This window comes from Paracoccus sp. 08 (assembly GCF_024105395.1).
Lineage (GTDB): Bacteria > Pseudomonadota > Alphaproteobacteria > Rhodobacterales > Rhodobacteraceae > Paracoccus > Paracoccus marcusii.
This window is the reverse complement of sequence record NZ_WEKR01000004.1, coordinates 41955-59276: the sequence shown is the minus strand read 5'-3', so window position 1 is coordinate 59276 and position 17322 is coordinate 41955. Positions and strand designations below refer to the sequence as shown.

General features: G+C 69.0%; 13 protein-coding genes. 9 read left to right on the top strand and 4 right to left on the bottom strand.

Annotated elements, in window-relative coordinates:
* Position 1: 1 nt before the first annotated feature.
* Together GBO37_RS01860 and GBO37_RS01855 are read left to right on the top strand one after the other, a co-directional pair.
* On the top strand, positions 2–676 hold the full coding sequence (locus GBO37_RS01860) for an amino acid ABC transporter permease (protein WP_252926742.1): 675 nt from the start codon (positions 2–4) through the stop codon (positions 674–676).
* On the top strand, positions 673–1413 hold the full coding sequence (locus GBO37_RS01855; RefSeq protein ID WP_045981921.1) for an amino acid ABC transporter ATP-binding protein: 741 nt from the start codon (positions 673–675) through the stop codon (positions 1411–1413). The genes GBO37_RS01860 and GBO37_RS01855 overlap by 4 nt, the downstream gene beginning before the upstream one ends.
* Here GBO37_RS01855 and GBO37_RS01850 read toward each other — a convergent pair whose 3' ends face one another.
* The 3 genes from GBO37_RS01850 to GBO37_RS01840 all read right to left on the bottom strand — a co-directional run bounded on the left by GBO37_RS01850 (position 1414) and on the right by GBO37_RS01840 (position 4009).
* The gene (locus GBO37_RS01850; protein WP_252926741.1) at positions 1414–1836 is read right to left on the bottom strand and encodes a hypothetical protein; all 423 of its coding nucleotides are present in this window, start codon (positions 1834–1836) and stop codon (positions 1414–1416) included.
* Positions 1837–1905: 69 nt separating this feature from the next.
* Positions 1906–3318 (bottom strand): ATP-binding protein, encoded by a 1413-nt coding sequence (locus tag GBO37_RS01845; protein WP_252926740.1) that lies wholly within the window; start codon positions 3316–3318, stop codon positions 1906–1908.
* Positions 3305–4009 carry a response regulator transcription factor gene (locus tag GBO37_RS01840; protein WP_045981924.1) on the bottom strand — a complete coding sequence of 235 codons (705 nt, stop codon included), beginning with the start codon at positions 4007–4009 and terminating at the stop codon, positions 3305–3307. The genes GBO37_RS01845 and GBO37_RS01840 overlap by 14 nt, the downstream gene beginning before the upstream one ends.
* Positions 4010–4190: 181 nt before the next feature.
* Between GBO37_RS01840 and GBO37_RS01835 the strand changes: the two genes are divergently transcribed.
* The 7 genes from GBO37_RS01835 to GBO37_RS01805 all read left to right on the top strand — a co-directional run bounded on the left by GBO37_RS01835 (position 4191) and on the right by GBO37_RS01805 (position 15717).
* Positions 4191–5432: an ABC transporter substrate-binding protein gene (locus GBO37_RS01835; protein WP_252926739.1), complete on the top strand. Its 1242-nt coding sequence runs from the start codon at positions 4191–4193 to the stop codon at positions 5430–5432.
* Positions 5433–5498: 66 nt separating this feature from the next.
* Positions 5499–6371, top strand: coding sequence for a carbohydrate ABC transporter permease (locus GBO37_RS01830; protein WP_045981926.1), 873 nt, complete (start codon positions 5499–5501; stop codon positions 6369–6371).
* Positions 6361–7215: a carbohydrate ABC transporter permease gene (locus tag GBO37_RS01825; protein WP_045981927.1), complete on the top strand. Its 855-nt coding sequence runs from the start codon at positions 6361–6363 to the stop codon at positions 7213–7215. Before GBO37_RS01830 ends, GBO37_RS01825 begins: the two co-directional genes overlap by 11 nt.
* A 3-nt stretch (positions 7216–7218) precedes the next feature.
* Positions 7219–8325 carry an ABC transporter ATP-binding protein gene (locus tag GBO37_RS01820; protein ID WP_045981928.1) on the top strand — a complete coding sequence of 369 codons (1107 nt, stop codon included), beginning with the start codon at positions 7219–7221 and terminating at the stop codon, positions 8323–8325.
* Positions 8326–8339: 14 nt separating this feature from the next.
* Positions 8340–9266 carry a glucokinase gene (locus tag GBO37_RS01815; protein ID WP_045981929.1) on the top strand — a complete coding sequence of 309 codons (927 nt, stop codon included), beginning with the start codon at positions 8340–8342 and terminating at the stop codon, positions 9264–9266.
* A 113-nt stretch (positions 9267–9379) separates the two neighbouring features.
* The gene (locus GBO37_RS01810; RefSeq protein WP_252926738.1) at positions 9380–11239 is read left to right on the top strand and encodes an autotransporter assembly complex family protein; all 1860 of its coding nucleotides are present in this window, start codon (positions 9380–9382) and stop codon (positions 11237–11239) included.
* On the top strand, positions 11239–15717 hold the full coding sequence (locus tag GBO37_RS01805) for a translocation/assembly module TamB domain-containing protein (RefSeq protein WP_252926737.1): 4479 nt from the start codon (positions 11239–11241) through the stop codon (positions 15715–15717). The genes GBO37_RS01810 and GBO37_RS01805 overlap by 1 nt, the downstream gene beginning before the upstream one ends.
* Here the strand turns inward: GBO37_RS01805 and GBO37_RS01800 are convergent, their stop codons facing one another.
* On the bottom strand, positions 15718–17310 hold the full coding sequence (locus GBO37_RS01800) for a PAS-domain containing protein (protein WP_252926735.1): 1593 nt from the start codon (positions 17308–17310) through the stop codon (positions 15718–15720).
* Positions 17311–17322 lie beyond the last annotated feature (12 nt).

Below are 17322 nucleotides of genomic sequence, written 5' to 3'. Positions count from 1 at the left end.
CATGCGGCCTCTGGACACCGCCTACATGTGGGACCTGGTCCCGGTCATCGCCGGCTATGTGCCGCTGACGCTGTTCATGGCGATCGTCGCGATGGTGGCGGCGCTGACCCTGGGGTCGGCGCTGGCCATCGTGCGCGTGCTGCGCGTGCCGGCCCTGGACCGCATCGTGGCGGTGTTCATCAGCTTCTTCCGCGGCACGCCGCTGCTGGTGCAGCTGTTCCTGTTCTATTTCGGCCTGCCCCAGATCGTGCCGGCGATGACCGGCATCGACGGCGTCACCGCCGCGATCATCGGCCTGACGCTGCATTTCTCGGCCTATATGGCCGAGAGCATCCGCGGCGCCATCCTGGGCGTCGACCGCAGCCAGTGGGAGGCCGCAGCCTCCATCGGCATGACCCAGGGACAGCTTCTGCGCCGGATCATCCTGCCCCAGGCCGCACGGACCGCGGCGCCGACGCTGATGAACTATTTCATCGACATGATCAAAAGCACCTCGCTGGCCTTCACCCTGGGGGTGACCGAGATGATGGGCGCCGCCCAGAAGGAGGCCGCAGGCAGCTTTCTGTACCTGGAGGCGTTCCTGGTGGTCGCGCTGTTCTATTGGGTGATCGTCGAAACCCTGTCGGTCGGCCAGCGCCGGCTGGAATCCAGCCTTGGAAAGGCCGTCGCGCGATGAGCTGTCAGATCGAGATCACCGGACTCGTCAAGCGCTTTGGCGACAACACCGTCTTGGACGGCATCGACCTGTGCCTGGAGCCGGGGGAACGCGTGGCGATTATCGGGCCGTCCGGGACAGGAAAATCGACCCTGCTGCGCTGCCTGAACTGGCTGGACACGCCCGATCAGGGCACGATCCGCATGGGCGACGTGACGGTCGATGCCGCACGCGCGACCAAGGCGCAGATCCTGGGCCTGCGGCGGCGGACGGGGTTCGTGTTCCAGAACTATGCGCTGTTCGCCAACAAGACCGCCCGCGGGAACATCACCGAGGGGCTGACCACCGTGCGCGGCTGGCCCGCCGACAAGGCGCGGGCGCGGGCGGATGACATTCTGGCCCAGATCGGCTTGGCGGATCGGGGCGACAGCTATCCGGCGGCCATGTCCGGCGGTCAGCAGCAGCGCGTCGGCATCGGTCGCGCGATGGCGCTGGACGCGGACCTGATGCTGTTCGACGAACCGACCAGCGCGTTGGATCCCGAATGGGTGGGCGAGGTTCTGGACCTGATCCGCCGCATTGCTGATGGACGCCAGACCATGCTGATCGTGACCCATGAAATGCAATTTGCCCGCGAAATTGCGGACAGGGTGGTTTTCATGGAAGGTGGGCGGATCGTGGAACAGGGGCCGCCTGCGCAGATCTTCGGCAATCCGCAGGACGACCGCACACGGGCCTTCCTGCGTCGCGTGGGCTGATTACAACCCTCCTACCTGGAAATAGGCCTGCGTGCTGCGGTCATCACTGAAGCCGATGCCGCTGGCGATGATGCAGCTGGTCTGATCATCGCGCGGCGCGACCAGTGTCCATGTCCCCAGCTGATCGGACCCCCACAGCTGCGTGCCCTGCACGCCCGTCATGTCGACGGGATGTTCCGCGAAATCCTGTTCCAGCGTCGCGGCGATTTCCGCATCATCGGCGCAATAGGGCTGGTCGTCGACGGCCATTTCCGACACCGGCATGGTCTGGATGTCCTCCAGCAGGGCGGCAGGCTCGATGCCCTGCATCGCGCTCCAGCCCTGAACCGGCTGATTGGGGCTGGCCGACAACGCCGGCGTGACGCTGAGCAGCGCCACGACGCCGGCGCAGCCAAGGCGGGTGATGCGGTCTGCACGGGTCATGATGATAGCCTTTCTTGCGAATTCCCCAACAAAACGCGGTTTTGTTCGCAAGAGTTCCGTCGGCCCCTCTTACGCCCAACTGCGCGCCAGTGCCAGGCGGGCCTCCAGACCCTGCGGCGCGCGGTGGAATTCCAGCCGTCCGCCATGCTGCGCGGCGATGGTCGACACGATGGCCAGGCCCAGCCCGACGCCGCTGGCGGTGCCGGCATTCTCTCCGCGCTGAAAGGCCCCTGTCAGGCGCGCCAAGTCGTCCTCGGTCAGGACCGATCCGCGGTCGGTGACCGAGATCCAGGCCTCGTCCGCGTCGCCGCCGGTCAGCACCTGCGCCTCGCGCCCGTATTTCAACGCGTTGTCGATGAGGTTGGACAACGCGCGGCGCAGCGCGGTGGGCTGGCCGCGCATCAGCAGGGCGTGGCTGTCCACCGTCGGACGGCTGGTGGTTCGTGAAAACAGCGTGCCGGCGCGGGCAGGGGGCAGCGACGACTGGCGCAGCGTCACGGGCAGGCCCACGTCCTGGTAATCGGCCACGACCGCCTCGGCCAGAGATGTCAGGGACAGCTGGCGGAACGGTTCGGCCCCGATCTCGGCACGAGTATAGGTCAGGACGCCGTCGATCATCGTCGTCATCTCGTCGATGTCGCGGTCCAGGCGGTCGCGAAGGGCGGCATCCTCGATCATCGCGCTGCGCAGGCGCAGACGGGTGGCGGGAGTGCCCAGGTCGTGGCTGACCCCCGACAGGACCAGGGCCCGATTCTCCAGCGCGGCGCGGTCCTGGGCGACATAGGCGTTCACGGCCTCGGCGGTCTGGCGCAGCTCGATCACGCCGCCGACGGGCAGGGCGGCGGTGCGGGCGCGGTGATAGCACAGCGCGGCCGCAAAGGCGGTGAACGCCCCCGCGACCCCCGCCACCCAGCCCAGCAGCAGGGCCAGCGCCCCCAGGGCCAGCGCGCCAGCCAGAAGGCGGCGGTCGGGCGGCGCGGCCTGGCAGCCCCAGACGGGCGCACCGTCCACGCGGATCCATGGGCCGGTGTCCTGCTGGACGAACAGCCGCGGCTCGCTGCAGAACCGTGCCAGGGTGCGGGTGATCGAGGCCAGGCCCGCGGCCTGGCTGCCGCCGCCGACGGATTGCACCTCGGCCGCGGGATAGGTCAGGTCGGGCGACTGGATGCGCACCGACAGCCGCGCGCCCTGCGACAGGTCGGGCCTGCCGCCGCCGGTCAGGGTGATCACCGTCTGCCGCCAGCCGGGCGGCAGGTCGGGCGCGGCGCGCAGCTGGACCTGAGACAGGCCCTGGGGCAGGGCGCTGCCCGCCTCCAGGCTGTCGGCCAGCGCAAGACCGGCGATATAGGCGCGGTTCAGATGCGCGTCCCAGGCCGCGTCGCTGGCGGTCCACAGCCAGACCGACCCGCCGCCCGCCAGCATCGCCAGCACGACCCACAGGCTTGCCACCACCCGCAGCGACAGGCGGTCAGTCAGCGTCACGCGCGACCTCGGCCGACAGCACATAGCCCAGCCCGCGTTCGGTCCGGATCAGCGCCGGGTCGGTCTTCTGACGCAGCCGGCCGACCAGCATGTCGATCGCGCGCCCCTCGGCCGCCTCGTCGTCGTCCAGCGCGGCGGCGATCTCGTCGCGGGTCAGGGGGATCAGCGGATTGGCCAGGAACACCCGCAGCAGCGCGGTTTCGCGCGACGACAGGCTGACCTGCCAGCCGCCGGGGGCGGTCACCTCGTCGCGCCGCGCGTCATAGCGCCAGCCCGCGAACCGCAGCACGCTGTCGCGCTTGCGGTGGGACAGGCTGGGAGCGCGGCCCGCGCGGCGCAGCACCGCCCGGATGCGCGCCAGCAGCAGGTCGGGGTTGAAAGGTTTGGCGATATAGTCGTCCGCACCGACCTCGTAGCCGGCCATGCGCTGGTGGTCGGCGGACAGGGCGCTGACCATGATGATGGGCACGTCCTGCGCCTCGCGGATCTCGGCGCAGATCGCCACGCCGTCGTCATCGCCCAGGGACACGTCCAGCAGGATCAGGTCCACCCGGCCGCCACGCAGCGCGGCCAGCGCGGTCGCGCGGCTGTCGGCGCGCGTCACGTGCAGGCCGTGGCGCTGCAGATAGGCGGCCAGCATGGCGGCCATGTCGGCGTCATCCTCGACCAGCAGAAGGCGGTGCAGGCTCATCAACGGTCCTCCGATCCGTGATCTAGCATCGCAGGAAGGGGTTACGTAACAGTTTGTAACGTAACGCTGCGAAAACTGCCGGGCGCATGGCTGCACTGCGTTGCGGACATGACTGGGCTTGCGGCATGATCGACCCACACGCGGATCACCGAATCCGCGCGGGATAGATCTGGGAGGATCCATGAACATCAAATCCGTTCTGGCGGCTTCGACCGCCGTGATGCTGGCTGCGCCGGCGATGGCCGAACCCACCGCAGAGGTGCTGCACTGGTGGACGTCCGGCGGCGAGGCGAAATCGGTCGCCGTCCTGCAGGAGCAGTTCGCGGCCGAGGGCGGCACCTGGACCGACATGCCCGTGGCCGGCGGCGGCGGTGACGCCGCGATGACCGCACTGCGCGCCCGCGTTCTGGCCGGCAACGCGCCGACCGCCGTTCAGCTGAAGGGCCCCGCGATCCAGGAATGGTACGAGGAGACCGGTCTGGCCGACATCGGCACTGTTGCCGAGGAGAACGGCTGGGACGCCGTCCTGCCCGCGCAGATCGCCGCCCACATGAAGTGCGAGGACCAGTGGTGCGCCGCACCGGTGAACGTCCACCGCGTGAACTGGATCTGGGGCAACAAGCAGATCCTGGACGAGAACGGCATCGAGATGCCGACGACCTGGGAAGAGTTCAACGCCGCGGCCGAAAAGCTGCAGGCCGCGGGCATCACGCCCCTGGCCCATGGCGGTCAGAACTGGCAGGACGCGACCATCTTCGAGACGGTCGTTCTTGGCCTGGGCGGGCCGGAATTCTATCAGCAGGCGCTGGTCGATCTGGACCCCGAGGCGCTGACCTCGGACACGATGAAGCAGGTCTTCGACCAGATGCGGACCATCCGCGGCTTTGTCGACGACAACTTCTCGGGTCGTGACTGGAACCTGGCCACGGCCATGGTCATGAACAACGAGGCCGCCTTCCAGATCATGGGCGACTGGGCCAAGGGAGAGTTCCTGGCCGCCGGCAAGCAGCCGGGCGTCGACTTCGTCTGCGCGCCCACCCCGGGCGAGGGCTTTCTCTACAACGTCGACAGCTTCGCCTTCTTCGAGCTGGACGGCGAGGACAAGCAGCAGGGCCAGGCCCTTCTGGCCAGCCTGATCATGGGCCCGGACTTCCAGAAGACGTTCAACCTGAACAAGGGCTCGATCCCGGCCCGTACCGACGTGGCGCTGGACGACTTCGACGACTGCGCCAAGCAGTCGAACGCCGACATGACCGCGGATGCGGAAAACGGCTCTCTGCTGCCCAGCTATGCGCATGGCATGGCGCTGCGCGGCGCGCCGGCCGGTGCGATCACCGACGTGGTGACCGCGCATTTCAACAGCGACATGTCGTCGGACGACGCCGTGGCGCAACTGGCCGACGCCGTCGCCAACGCGATGTGATCACGGCCTGACGACCCCGCGCCCCGGATCGCGGGCGCGGGGTTTTTCTTTGGGGGTTTACCGGAAATGGAATGGCTTGAACGCAACGTGCCCAAGGTCGTCTTGGCGCCGTCCTTCGTGGCGATCCTGGTCTTTGTCTATGGCTTCATCGCCTGGACGGCCTGGATCAGCTTCACCCGCTCGCGGCTGATGCCGCGCTATGAACTGGACGGTATCACGCAATATCAGCGGCTGTTCGACGCCCCCCGCTGGGACGTGGCGATGAACAACCTGTTCATCTTCGGCGCCCTGTTCATCGTCATCTCGATGGCGATCGGGCTGATGCTGGCGATCTTCCTGGACCAGAAGATCCGGGCCGAGGGCGTCCTGCGCACCATCTATCTCTATCCCATGGCGCTGTCGCTGATCGTGACGGGCACCGCCTGGAAATGGATCCTGAACCCGGGCCTGGGCATCCAGCAGGCGATCCGCGGCTGGGGATTCGAGAATTTCACCTTCGACTGGCTGATCAAGCCCGAAATGGCGATCTATACCGTCGTGCTGGCGGCCGTCTGGCAGGCATCCGGGTTCGTGATGGCGCTGTTCCTGGCCGGACTGCGCTCGGTCGACACCGAGATCATCCGCGCGGCCCAGGTCGACGGCATTCCCACGCACCGCATCTATTCCGCGATCATCATCCCGACGATGGCGCCGATCTTCCTGTCGGCCTTCATCGTGCTGGCGCACCTGGCGATCAAGGCGTTCGACCTGGTCATCGCGCTGACCGGCGGCGGACCGGGCTATGCCACCGACCTGCCCGCGACCTACATGTACGCCATGGCGTTCTCGCGCGGCGACCTGGGGCAGGCGGCATCCAGCGCCATGATCATGATGATGGTCATCTTCGCCATCGTGGTTCCCTATCTCTACAGCGAATTGAGGCCGCGCCATGACAAGTAAGACCGTGCTGCGGTGGGGCCTGTACGGGATCCTGATCCTGTTCGCCCTGTTCTATCTGATGCCGCTGTTCGTCATGCTGACGACATCGCTGAAATCCTTGGAGGAGATCCGCACCGGCAGCCTGCTGGCCCTGCCGCGAGAGATCACCTTCGCCCCCTGGGCCGAGGCTTGGTCGTCCGCCTGCGCCGGCACCCAGTGCGAGGGCCTGCGCCCGTTCTTCTGGAACAGCGTCCTGATGGCCGTGCCCGCGGTGATGATCTCGACCATCATCGGCGCGCTGAACGGCTATGTCTTCGCCCAGTGGCGGTTCCGCGGCGCGAACCTGTTCTTTGCCGCGATCCTGTTCGGCTGCTTCATCCCGTTCCAGGTGGTGCTGCTGCCGATGGCGCAGATGCTGGGCCTGATGGGTCTTGCGGGCACCATCCCGGGGCTGATCTTCGTCCACGTGATCTATGGCCTGGGCTTCACCACGCTGTTCTTCCGCAACTACTATGTCACCATCCCGCAGGAACTGGTGCGCGCGGCCAAGGTCGACGGGGCAGGGTTCTTCCGCATCTTCTGGTCGATCTTCCTGCCCATCTCGCTGCCGATCATCACCGTGTCGGTCATCTGGCAGTTCACGCAGATCTGGAACGACTTCCTGTTCGGCGTCAGCTTCAGCGGGGCCGGGTCGCAGCCCGTGACCGTCGCCCTGAACAACATCGTCAACTCCACCACCGGCGTCAAAGCCTACAACGTGGACATGGCCGCGGCGATCATCGCCGCCCTGCCCACGCTGCTGGTCTATGTCGTCGCCGGCAAATACTTCATCCGCGGCCTGACCGCCGGCAGCGTCAAGGGATAAGCCATGCCCATTCTGGAAATCGACCACCTGCAGAAAGCCTATGGCGACACCCATATTCTGCACGACATCAACATCAGCATCGACGAGGGCGACTTCCTGGTGCTGGTCGGCCCGTCGGGCTGCGGCAAGTCCACGCTGCTGAACTGCATCGCGGGGCTGGAGCCGATCACCGGCGGCGCCATCCGCATCGCCGACCGCGACGTGACGGGCGTCAGCCCAAAGGACCGCGACATCGCGATGGTGTTCCAGTCCTATGCGCTCTACCCGACGATGTCGGTCGCCAAGAACATCACCTTCGGCATGAAGGTGCGCGGCGTCGACAAGGCCACCCAGGCCACCAAGCTGGCCGAGGTGTCGCGCCAGCTGCAGATCGAACCGCTTCTGGACCGCAAGCCGGGCCAGCTGTCGGGCGGCCAGCGCCAGCGCGTCGCCATGGGCCGCGCCCTGGTCCGCGACCCCGCGCTGTTCCTGTTCGACGAGCCGCTGTCGAACCTGGACGCGAAGCTGCGCGTGTCCATGCGGACCGAGATCAAGAAGCTGCACCAGGACCTGAACGCATCCATCGTCTATGTGACCCATGACCAGATCGAGGCGATGACGCTGGCCACCAAGATCGTCGTCATGAAGGGCGGCGTGATCCAGCAGATCGGCACGCCGGCCGAGATCTACAACAAGCCCGCCAACATGTTCGTGGCCGATTTCATGGGCAGCCCGGCGATGAACCTGATCCCGGCCCGCGTCCGGTCCGAGGCGGGCCAGACCCGGATCGAGATCGACCGTCCCGGCGACACGCCGCTGGTCATCACCGACCCGGTGGCCCGCGACCTGCCCGACCAGATCGTCCTGGGCGTGCGCCCCGAGGACATCCACGAGGCGACGGGCAACGCCCATCTGCCCGGAACCGCGCAGGGTGCGGGCGGCGACGTGATGATCGAGATCGTCGAACCGGCGGGGGCCGACACCTTCGCCGTGACCCATCTGGGCGGCAAGGCGGTCACCGCGCGGCTGCGCGCGGAAAGCGCCGTCCGGGCGCGCCAGCCGTTTCCGCTGGCATTCGACCTCTCGAAAGTGTCGTACTTCTCGCCTAAGGACGGGGAACGGCTGAACTGAGAAGGGGTGACAGCATGGCGATGCTTCTGGGCGATGTGGGCGGAACCAATGCGCGGATGGCGATCGCGCGCAACGGGTCCATCGACGCCGGCACGGTCACCCGCTTCAAGGGCGACGACTTTGCCAGCTTCGACGACGTGGTGCGCCAGTTCATGGCGGAACAGCACCAGCCCAACATCTCGTCCATGTGCATCGCCGTGGCGGGACCGGTCAGCGGCGGACGCGCGCGGCTGACCAACCGCGACTGGTCCTTTGACGAGGACAACCTGGCGCGGCTGACCGATGCCGACCAGGTGAGGCTGATCAACGACCTGTCGGCGCTTGGCTATTCCACCCCGTCGCTGGCGGGCGAACAGCTGGGCACGCTGCGCGCGGCCCCCGTGACCCGCGCCCGCAACGGGCAGGCGCTGGTCGTGGGCTTGGGCACCGGCTTCAACGTCTGCGCGGTGCGCGTGCTGCCCGGCGGCGCGATCACCGTCCTTGAGGCCGAGGAGGGGCACACCCATCTGCCCGCCAACATCATGGCCCGCCTGCAGGACCGCGTCGGCACCGACGCCGCGGCCGGCTTCTTTTCGACCGAGGAGACGTTCGCGGGCCGCGGCCTGTCGCGCCTGCATGCCGCGATGACCGGCACCGCCCCCATGCGCAGCGAGGACGTCGCCCGCGCCGCCGAGGCGGGCGATCCGGCGGCCGTCGCGACCTATGACCTGTTCGCCGAACTGGTCGGGCTGTTGTGCCGCGAACTGTCGCTGCGCTTCATGCCGCTGGAGGGGCTGTTCCTGGCCGGCAGCGTGGGCCGCAGCATCGCCGACCGGATGGCGCTGTTCGAACCGGCCTTCCTGGCGGAAAGCCACATGCGCCATATCCCTGAAAACACGCCGGTCTTTCTGATCCGCGACGACATGGCGGCGCTGCACGGCTGCCTGGCGGCCCTGAGCTAGGCTTCGCCGGTCCCGCAAAGGTTAACTGCCAATCCGGGAAAATCCCCAAAGATTGCTGGATTCGCCCCGTCGATCCTGTTTGAATTGCCGCAAGCAAAAAGACGGGGCAGGCGATGCGGGCATATCTTAGGGCGATCCTGGTGGCAGGGACGGCGCTTGGCGTGGCGGGTGCCGCGATGGCGCAAAGCAGCTCTCCGTTCTCGGGCCTGTTCGGCGGCAGCAGCGAATCCGAGGGGCCCGTCGCGCTGGACGTGCAGGTCGCCGGCGGGGACGAGGGGCTGACCCGCCAGATCCGCCAGTCGCTGCTGCTGACCGGCGCGCTGAACGAGGATCGCACCACCGGACAGGACGTGCTGGCGGCCGCGCGCGGCGATTACGCCCGCATCCTGGGCCTGCTGTACGATCAGGGGTTCTACGACGGCGCCGTGACCATCACCCTGGACGGGGTCGAGGCCGCCGAGGTGGCGCCCCTGGACGCGCCCGCCCAGGTGTCCCGTGTCGTCGTGACCGTCGATCCCGGCCCGGTCTTCCGCTTCTCGCGCGCCCAGATGGCCCCGGTGGCCCCCGGCACCGAGATCCCGGACGAATACGCCACGGGCGAGATCGCGGGCACCGGCGTCATGCGCAGCACGGCCCTGGCGGGCGTGGACGGCTGGCGCGCCTATGGCCATGCCAAGGCCGATGTCGCCGACCAGCAGATCGTGGCCGATCACGACGCCGATCAGGTCGACAGCCGCATCGCCCTGTCACCCGGCCCGGCCGTCACCTTCGGGCGCATGTCCGTCAGCGGCAACCAGCGCCTGAACGAACGCCGCCTGCGCAAGATCGCCGGCTTCCCCGAGGGAGAGCGCTTCGACCCCCAGGAACTGGACACCGTCCGCCAGCGCCTGCGCCGCACCGGCGTGTTCTCGGCGATCACCCTGCAGGAGGCAGAGACGCTGAGCCCCGGCAGCACGCTGGACGTGGACCTGGCCGTGGTCGAACAGCCCCCCCGGCGCATCGGGGCCGGCGCCGAGATCTCGACCACGGACGGGGCGCTGGTGTCGGCCTATTGGATGCACCGCAACCTGCTGGGCGGGGGCGAGCGTCTGCGCATCGACGGGCGGATCAAGGACATCGGATCCGAGACCAGCGACCGCGACGACGAGCTGACGATCCGTTTGGAACGCCCCGCTACGATCACCCCCGACACCACCGCCTATGTCGAGGCCGAGGTGGCCCAGATGCGCGAGGAGGATTACGACGAGGACCTGGCGACGTTGGGTTTCGGTCTGAACCACATCTTCAGCGATCGCCTGACCGCCGACGCGGCGCTGGAATACCAGTACTCGCGCGTCTTCGACGCCAACGGGCGCACCGACTTCAAGGTCCTGGCCCTTCCGATGGACGTGATCTGGGACCGCCGCGAGGATCAGAACAACGCCAAGCGCGGCTTCTATCTGTCCGCCGAGGTGACGCCCTTTGCCGGATTCGAGGACACCAGTTCCGGCATGCGCGCCCTGGCCGAGGGGCGGGCCTTCCGGTCGTTCGGCGCCGATGACCGGTTCACCCTGGCGGGCCGGGCGCGGGCGGGGTCGGTCTTTGGCAGCGAGCTTGCCACGACGCCGCGCAACTATCTGTTCTTCTCGGGCGGGGGCGGCACGGTGCGCGGCCATCCCTATCAGTCCTTGGGGGTCGAGGAGATCGCGGGCCCGGACGGCCCGATCAAGACCGGCGGCCTGTCGGTCGCCAGCGCCACGGCCGAATTCCGCGTCCAGGTGCGCGAGAAGATCGGCGTCGTGGCCTTTGCCGATTACGGCCAGGTCTGGACGGGCGACGCCTTCGGCGGCGAGGGCGACGATCACGCGGGCGCCGGTCTGGGCGTGCGCTATGACACGCCGATCGGACCGCTGCGGTTCGACGTGGCCGGGCCAGTCAGCGGCGACACCGGCAACGGCGTGCAACTTTACCTTGGATTGGGGCAGGCATTCTGATGCGCAAGTTCTGGATCACCGCCTTTGTCGTCCTGTTCCCGATGGCCGTGCTGGGCCAAAGCGCCGCCGAGATCAGCGCCGAGGCCGACAGCGACCGCGGATTTCTGACCGGACTGCTGGAAAGCAACCTGTCCGGAGAGGGGCGCCAGGTGGTGATCGAGGGGTTCCAGGGCGCGCTGTCCTCGCGCGCGACCTTCACCGAACTGCGCATCTCGGACGAGGACGGCGCCTATCTGACCCTGCGCAACGGCGCGATCCAGTGGAACCGCAGCGCCCTGCTGCGCCGCCGGATCGAGATCGCGGAGCTGTCCGCCGACGAGATCCTGCTGCCCCGCCTGCCACAGTCGGACGAACCGGCCGTGCAGGCCGAGGCGCCGGTCTTTGCGCTGCCCGAACTGCCCGTGTCGTTGAACATCGAACAGATCCGCGCCGACCGCGTGATGCTGGGCGAACCGGTCATCGGGGTCGAGGCCGCGCTGAGCATCTCGGGCGGCATCAGCCTTGAGGGGGGCGAGGGCACGGCCCAGCTGACCGTCGACCGCCTGGACGGCCCGCGCGGCCAGTTCGTGCTGGACGCAGGCTATGCCAACGAGACGCAGATCCTGCGCCTGAACCTGGGCCTGGACGAGGCCGCCGACGGCCTGCTGGCCAACCTTGTCGGCATCTATGACAAGCCCGCCCTGACCGCCCAGATCAGCGGCGAGGGCCAGATCCGCGATTTCGCCGCCGACATCCGTCTGGCCACGAACGGCCAGCCCCGCATCACCGGAAAGGTCAGCGCCAACGGCCAGACCGGCGCCGACGGCACCCCCGGCACCGGATTCCGGTTCCAGCTGGGCGGCGATGTCGCGTCGCTGCTGCGCCCGCAGGACCGGGCCTTCTTTGGCCAGGACACCCAGCTGCTGGCCGAAGGCTGGCGGGCCGAGACCGGCCGCCTGGACATTCCGCGTCTGGACATCCGCACCGAGGCGCTGCGCATTGCCGGGTCGCTGTCGACGAACGACCAGTCCGCGCCCCAGCAGGCCAACCTGCAGGTGATGCTGGGCCGCGACGCGGGCGCCCCGCAGGTGCCCGTCCCGCTGCCCTTCGCGGGCGAGGGGGCGACGGTGGATTCCGGGCGGCTGACCTTTGACTATGACGCGGCGCAAAGCGACGGCTGGCGCCTGGACGGGGGCATCGGCGCGCTGAAGCTGGACGGGGTGGCGCTTGGCGTGCTGGACCTGGCCGGGCGCGGCCAGATCTTCCTGGACAAGGGCGCCCTGTCCGAGGTCATCGGCGCCATCGATTTTGCCGCCCGCGATCTGGATTTCGACGACGCGTCCCTGGCCGAGGCCGTGGGCACGCAGATCGAGGGGCGGACCGGGTTCAACTTTACCCCCGGCAACGCGGTCGACATCACCAACCTGCGGGTCCGCGGCGCGGATTACGGTCTGGACGGCAACTTCCTGGTCTCGGGCCTGGGCAGCGGCATCACGCTGTCGGTGGATGCAGGTGCCCGGTATACCGATCTGACGCGCCTGTCGGGCGTCGCGGGCCGGCCGCTGACCGGCAGCGCGGATGCCACGGTCGAGGGCTATTACGTCCTGCTGAACCGCAGCTTCGACATCGACGCGCGCGTGTCGGGCCGCGACATCGCGCTGGACCAGCCGCAGCTGGACCGGCTGCTGGACGGCGAATCCACGATCCTGCTGCAGGCGCGCCGCGACGAGCTGGGCCTTGAGGTCGAGGATTTCCGCGTCAACGCCAGCCGCCTGACCGCGACCGCGCAGGGCCTGATCAATTCGACCTCCAGCAATCTGCGCGCGCAGGTGTCCATGCCGTCGCTGGCGGATGCCGGCCCCGAACTGGGCGGGTCGCTGGATGCCACGGCCGAGGTCACCGGACCGCAGAACCAGCGCCGCCTGACCCTGAACGGGCAGGCCCAGGATCTGCGCATCGGCATCGAGGCGCTGGACAATGCGCTGAGCGGGCAGACCGAGCTGACCGCCAGCGCGCTGCAGACGGCGCAGGGTTTTCAGCTGGAGGATTTCCGGCTGGCCAACCCGCAGCTGAGCGCGGATGCGCAGGGCAGCTTTGCCCAAGGCGCGCTGGACGCCGTCGCGCAGGTGGCGGTCGTTGACCTGTCCTCGATCCGCGCCGATTGGGCGGGCGGATTTCAGGCCCGCGCCACGCTGCGCGAGGAGGATGGCGCACGGCTGATCGACGTCACCGGCAGCGGACAGGACCTATCCCTGGGCGCGACGGGGACGGATGGCGCGCTGACCGGGACGACCCAGCTGGCGCTGCAGGCGTCGGAACGCGAGGGGGTCGTGACGATCACCGAGGGCCGGCTGACCAATGACCAGATGCGCGCGGTGGTGCAGGGAACCTATGGTCCGGGCGTCACCGATCTGACCGGCGACGTGAACGTCGCGTCGTTGGCGCCCTTCGGGCCGGGATGGCGCGGCAGCCTGCAGGCGCAGGGCAGCTTTGCCGAGGCCGGCGACGGCATCCGCAGGCTGGCCGTGACCGGGACCGGGCGCGACCTGTCCTTCGGCCAGGCGCAGGTGGACGGCGCCCTTGCGGATGAGACGCGGCTGTCCGTGACCGGCACCGAACAGGGCGGCATCTTCACCATCGACACCGCGCAGGTCGAGAACCCGCGCCTGTCGGCCAGTGCCACGGGCCAGGTCGGCGCCGGGGCGACCGATGTCGCAGCCACGCTGAACGCGGGCGATCTGCGGTTCCTGGGCAACGGCATCAGCGGCGCGGTCCAGGCCGACGCGCGGCTGACCGATGACGGCACCACGCGCCGGATCGRGACCACCGGAACCGCCAGCGGCCTGTCCCTGGGCCAGCCGCGGATCGATCCGATCCTGACGGGGCAGACCCGGTTCGATGTGGCCGCCAGCCAGGGGGCGCAGGGCATCTCGGTCCAGCGGCTGAACGTGACCAACCCGCAACTGCAGGTGACCGCGGACGGGGCGCCCGCGACGGGCATCAACCTGAACGCGCGGCTGGCCGATCTGGGACTGATCGTCCCCGAATTTCCGGGCGCCGTCGCGGTGACCGGAACCGTGCGCGAGGAGGGCCCGTCCTTTGCGGTCGACCTGCGCGCCACCGCGCCGGGCAGCACCGACCTGCACATTGCGGGCACCGCCGCCCGCGACGGATCGACCGTCGATCTGGGCGTCAATGGCAGCGCGGATTCCGCGCTGGCCAACACGACCCTGCGGACCCGCAGCGTGTCGGGCCCGCTGGCGATCAACCTGCGTGTCCAGGGCGCCCCGTCGCTGCAGGCGGTGTCGGGACAGGTGCGGCTGACCAACGGCCAGCTGGCCGATCCGGGCCTGGGCGTGCGGCTGGACGGGATCGACGTCACCGCCGGGTTCCAGTCTGGGCGGCTGCAGATCGACGGGGCGGCCAACGTCTCGGCCGGGGGGCGGGTGACGCTCTCCGGGCCGGTGGACCTGACGAACGGGGCGACCGACATCTCGGTCGCGCTGGCGCAGGTCGTGCTGCGCGACCCGAACCTGTACCAGACGATCATCGACGGGCAGGTCCGCTTCAGCGGAACGGCCGCGACCGGCCAGACCCTGTCCGGCCGCATCGACCTGGGTGAGACCGAGATCCGAATCCCCTCGACCGGCCTGGGCGGCGCGCGGGCGATCCCCGACATCACCCATGTCGGCAACCAGCGCCCGCCGGTCCGCGCCACGCGCGCCAAGGCCGGGCTGGAGCCCTATCCCAGCCAGGCCTCGCGCGACGCGGGCATGTCGGGGCCGCCGGCCACGCCGGGACGACCGCCGGCGCTGGACCTGGTCATCAATGCGCCCAACCGGGTGTTCATCCGCGGCCGCGGGATCGACGCGGAACTGGGCGGCGGCTTCCGCATCCAAGGCACCGCCCGCAACGCGATCCCCATCGGTAACCTGCAGCTGATTCGCGGTCGGGTCGACCTGCTGGGCAGTCGCTTCAACCTGACCGAGGGTCTGGTCGAGCTGCAGGGTAGCCTGATCCCCGTCATTCGCCTGGTCGCCGAGACCGAGCGCGACGAGATCACCACCCGCATCATCATCGACGGAGAGGTCCGCGACCCCGACATCACCTTCGAATCCTCTCCGGAACTGCCGCAGGAGGAGGTGCTGTCCCAGCTGCTGTTCGGGCGGGGGCTGGACAGCATCAGCCCGCTTCAGGCGGCACAGCTGGCCAATGCCATCGCGGTACTGGCCGGGCGCGGCGGTGACGGAATCATCAGCAACCTGCGCGAAAGCGCGGGCCTGGACGACCTGGACCTGACGACCGACGACGAAGGCAACATCGAACTGCGTGCCGGTCGTTATCTGTCCGAGAACGTCTATACCGACGTCTCGGTGGGCGAGGGGGGGCGGTCGTCGATCAACCTGAACCTGGACATCACGCAGTCGCTGCGGGCGCGCGGATCGGTGGGCAGCGACGGCGGCAGCTCGCTTGGGGTGTTCTTCGAGCGCGACTACTGATCAGTCGGCGCCGATCGCGCTGGACAGGGGGCGCGTGTCATGGAGCAGGCCCTGGGACATCACCTGTCCCGAAGCGATGCCGAAACGCAGCATCCGCCGCCCGCCCGACAGGATGGTGACGGTCCAGCCCAGCAGCTGGCCCTGGGGGCCGGCCATCGCGCCGCTGGCCCGCGGGGCATCGGCATGGTTCAGCGCGTCGCGCAGTGCCGCAAAGCCCCGCCCGGCGGGGGCCGCGGCCTCCCAGGKGGCGATGGCATCGGCCAGGCTTTCGGGCGGCGCGCCCCACAAGCCGCGATAGGCCTGGTTCGACAGGACCAGCTGGCCTGCGTCCGAAAAGACCACCAGCCCGTCCTCCAGCCCGTCCAAGACATGCGCGCCCAGCAGCAGCTCTGCCCGGAATTCGCGGGTCAGCGACATTTCGGAGGTGATGTTCTCGAACAGGAAGGCCACCGCGCCGTCGGGATGGGGGCGGCCGGTCACGCGATAGGTCTGACCGCCCGGCAGGGACCATGTTTCGACGTGGTGGCCGTTGGCGGCGGCGCTTTCCAGATTGGCCATGTGCTGTCGCCAGCTGCGATAGTCCTTGGGTTCGGGCACCATGCGCTGTTCGCGCAGCTGGTCCAGGAAATCGAACAGCGACGGCCGCGCGGTCAGGAAGCCCGTCGGCAGGTTCGTCAGGTCGATCAGCGCCGGGTTGAACAGCTGCAGGTTCCGGCCCTGGTCGAAGATCGCCAGCCCGATTGGCAGGTCGGCGAATGTCTTGGTCAGGGTCTGGACGAAATCGCGCAGGCTGCGTTCGGCGCGCACGGCGGCGTCCGCGGGCAGGGCGAACATCATCACCTCGTCGCCCATGCGGTGGCTGTGGCAGTCGTACCAGGACACCGCGCCCTGATCCTCCAGTCCGGCGCGGCGGGKGGCGGTGCCCGCACCCGGCACGGGGCGCGGCGCGTCCAGCAGGCGGGGCAGGGGCCAACCAAGCGCCTCGTCGGACCGGGCCTCGGCACGGCGCAGATAGGCGGCGTTGGCCCAGGTTACGCGGTCCTCCTCATCCAGGCGCCAGACCAGCATCGGTGTCTGGTCCAGCGCGCCGCGCAGCAGGTCCAGCTCTTCCTCCATCGCCTGCAGGGACATCGAATCGACCACGATGCCCGCATGTTCGGCACCCGGATCGGTGACGCTGACGCGCCACAGCCGGTCGCCCAGATCCTCGGCCACAAGGCGCAGGGTCGCGCTGCCCCGCCCCTGCTGGCCCACCAGCTCGATCCGGCCAAGGCGGGGCAGCATGGACAGGCGGTCGGGCGCGTCGGGAAAGCGCGGTCCGATCCAGCGCATCAGGCGCAGCCAGTCGTCATCCGGCGCGCCCATCCGGTCCAGCAGCGCGCGGGCCGGGGCGGTCGCGTCGACCAGGCGCGCTGCGCGGAACAGGAACACCATCGGCTGCACCTTGCCGTCCAGCGCGTGCCCGGCCCGTGCCGCGCGGCCCTGGCCCGGTTGTCGGCGGTCCCAGACCCGGATCACCGCCACCGCCAGAAGAACCGACGCCGTCCCGCACAGGACCGCCATCGCCACAAGACCTGCACCCTGAATGTCCACTGCCGACGCCCC

What these genes read in the sequence shown, in the direction of transcription:
- GBO37_RS01860 (WP_252926742.1), top strand. Translation starts at nt 2, where the DNA reads ATGCGGCCTCTGGACACCGCCTACATGTGGGACCTGGTCCCGGTCATC.
- GBO37_RS01825 (WP_045981927.1), top strand. Translation starts at nt 6,361, where the DNA reads ATGACAAGTAAGACCGTGCTGCGGTGGGGCCTGTACGGGATCCTGATC.
- GBO37_RS01840 (WP_045981924.1), bottom strand. Translation starts at nt 4,009, where the DNA reads ATGAGCCTGCACCGCCTTCTGCTGGTCGAGGATGACGCCGACATGGCC.
- GBO37_RS01830 (WP_045981926.1), top strand. Translation starts at nt 5,499, where the DNA reads ATGGAATGGCTTGAACGCAACGTGCCCAAGGTCGTCTTGGCGCCGTCC.
- GBO37_RS01815 (WP_045981929.1), top strand. Translation starts at nt 8,340, where the DNA reads ATGGCGATGCTTCTGGGCGATGTGGGCGGAACCAATGCGCGGATGGCG.
- GBO37_RS01850 (WP_252926741.1), bottom strand. Translation starts at nt 1,836, where the DNA reads ATGACCCGTGCAGACCGCATCACCCGCCTTGGCTGCGCCGGCGTCGTG.
- GBO37_RS01835 (WP_252926739.1), top strand. Translation starts at nt 4,191, where the DNA reads ATGAACATCAAATCCGTTCTGGCGGCTTCGACCGCCGTGATGCTGGCT.
- GBO37_RS01810 (WP_252926738.1), top strand. Translation starts at nt 9,380, where the DNA reads ATGCGGGCATATCTTAGGGCGATCCTGGTGGCAGGGACGGCGCTTGGC.
- GBO37_RS01855 (WP_045981921.1), top strand. Translation starts at nt 673, where the DNA reads ATGAGCTGTCAGATCGAGATCACCGGACTCGTCAAGCGCTTTGGCGAC.
- GBO37_RS01820 (WP_045981928.1), top strand. Translation starts at nt 7,219, where the DNA reads ATGCCCATTCTGGAAATCGACCACCTGCAGAAAGCCTATGGCGACACC.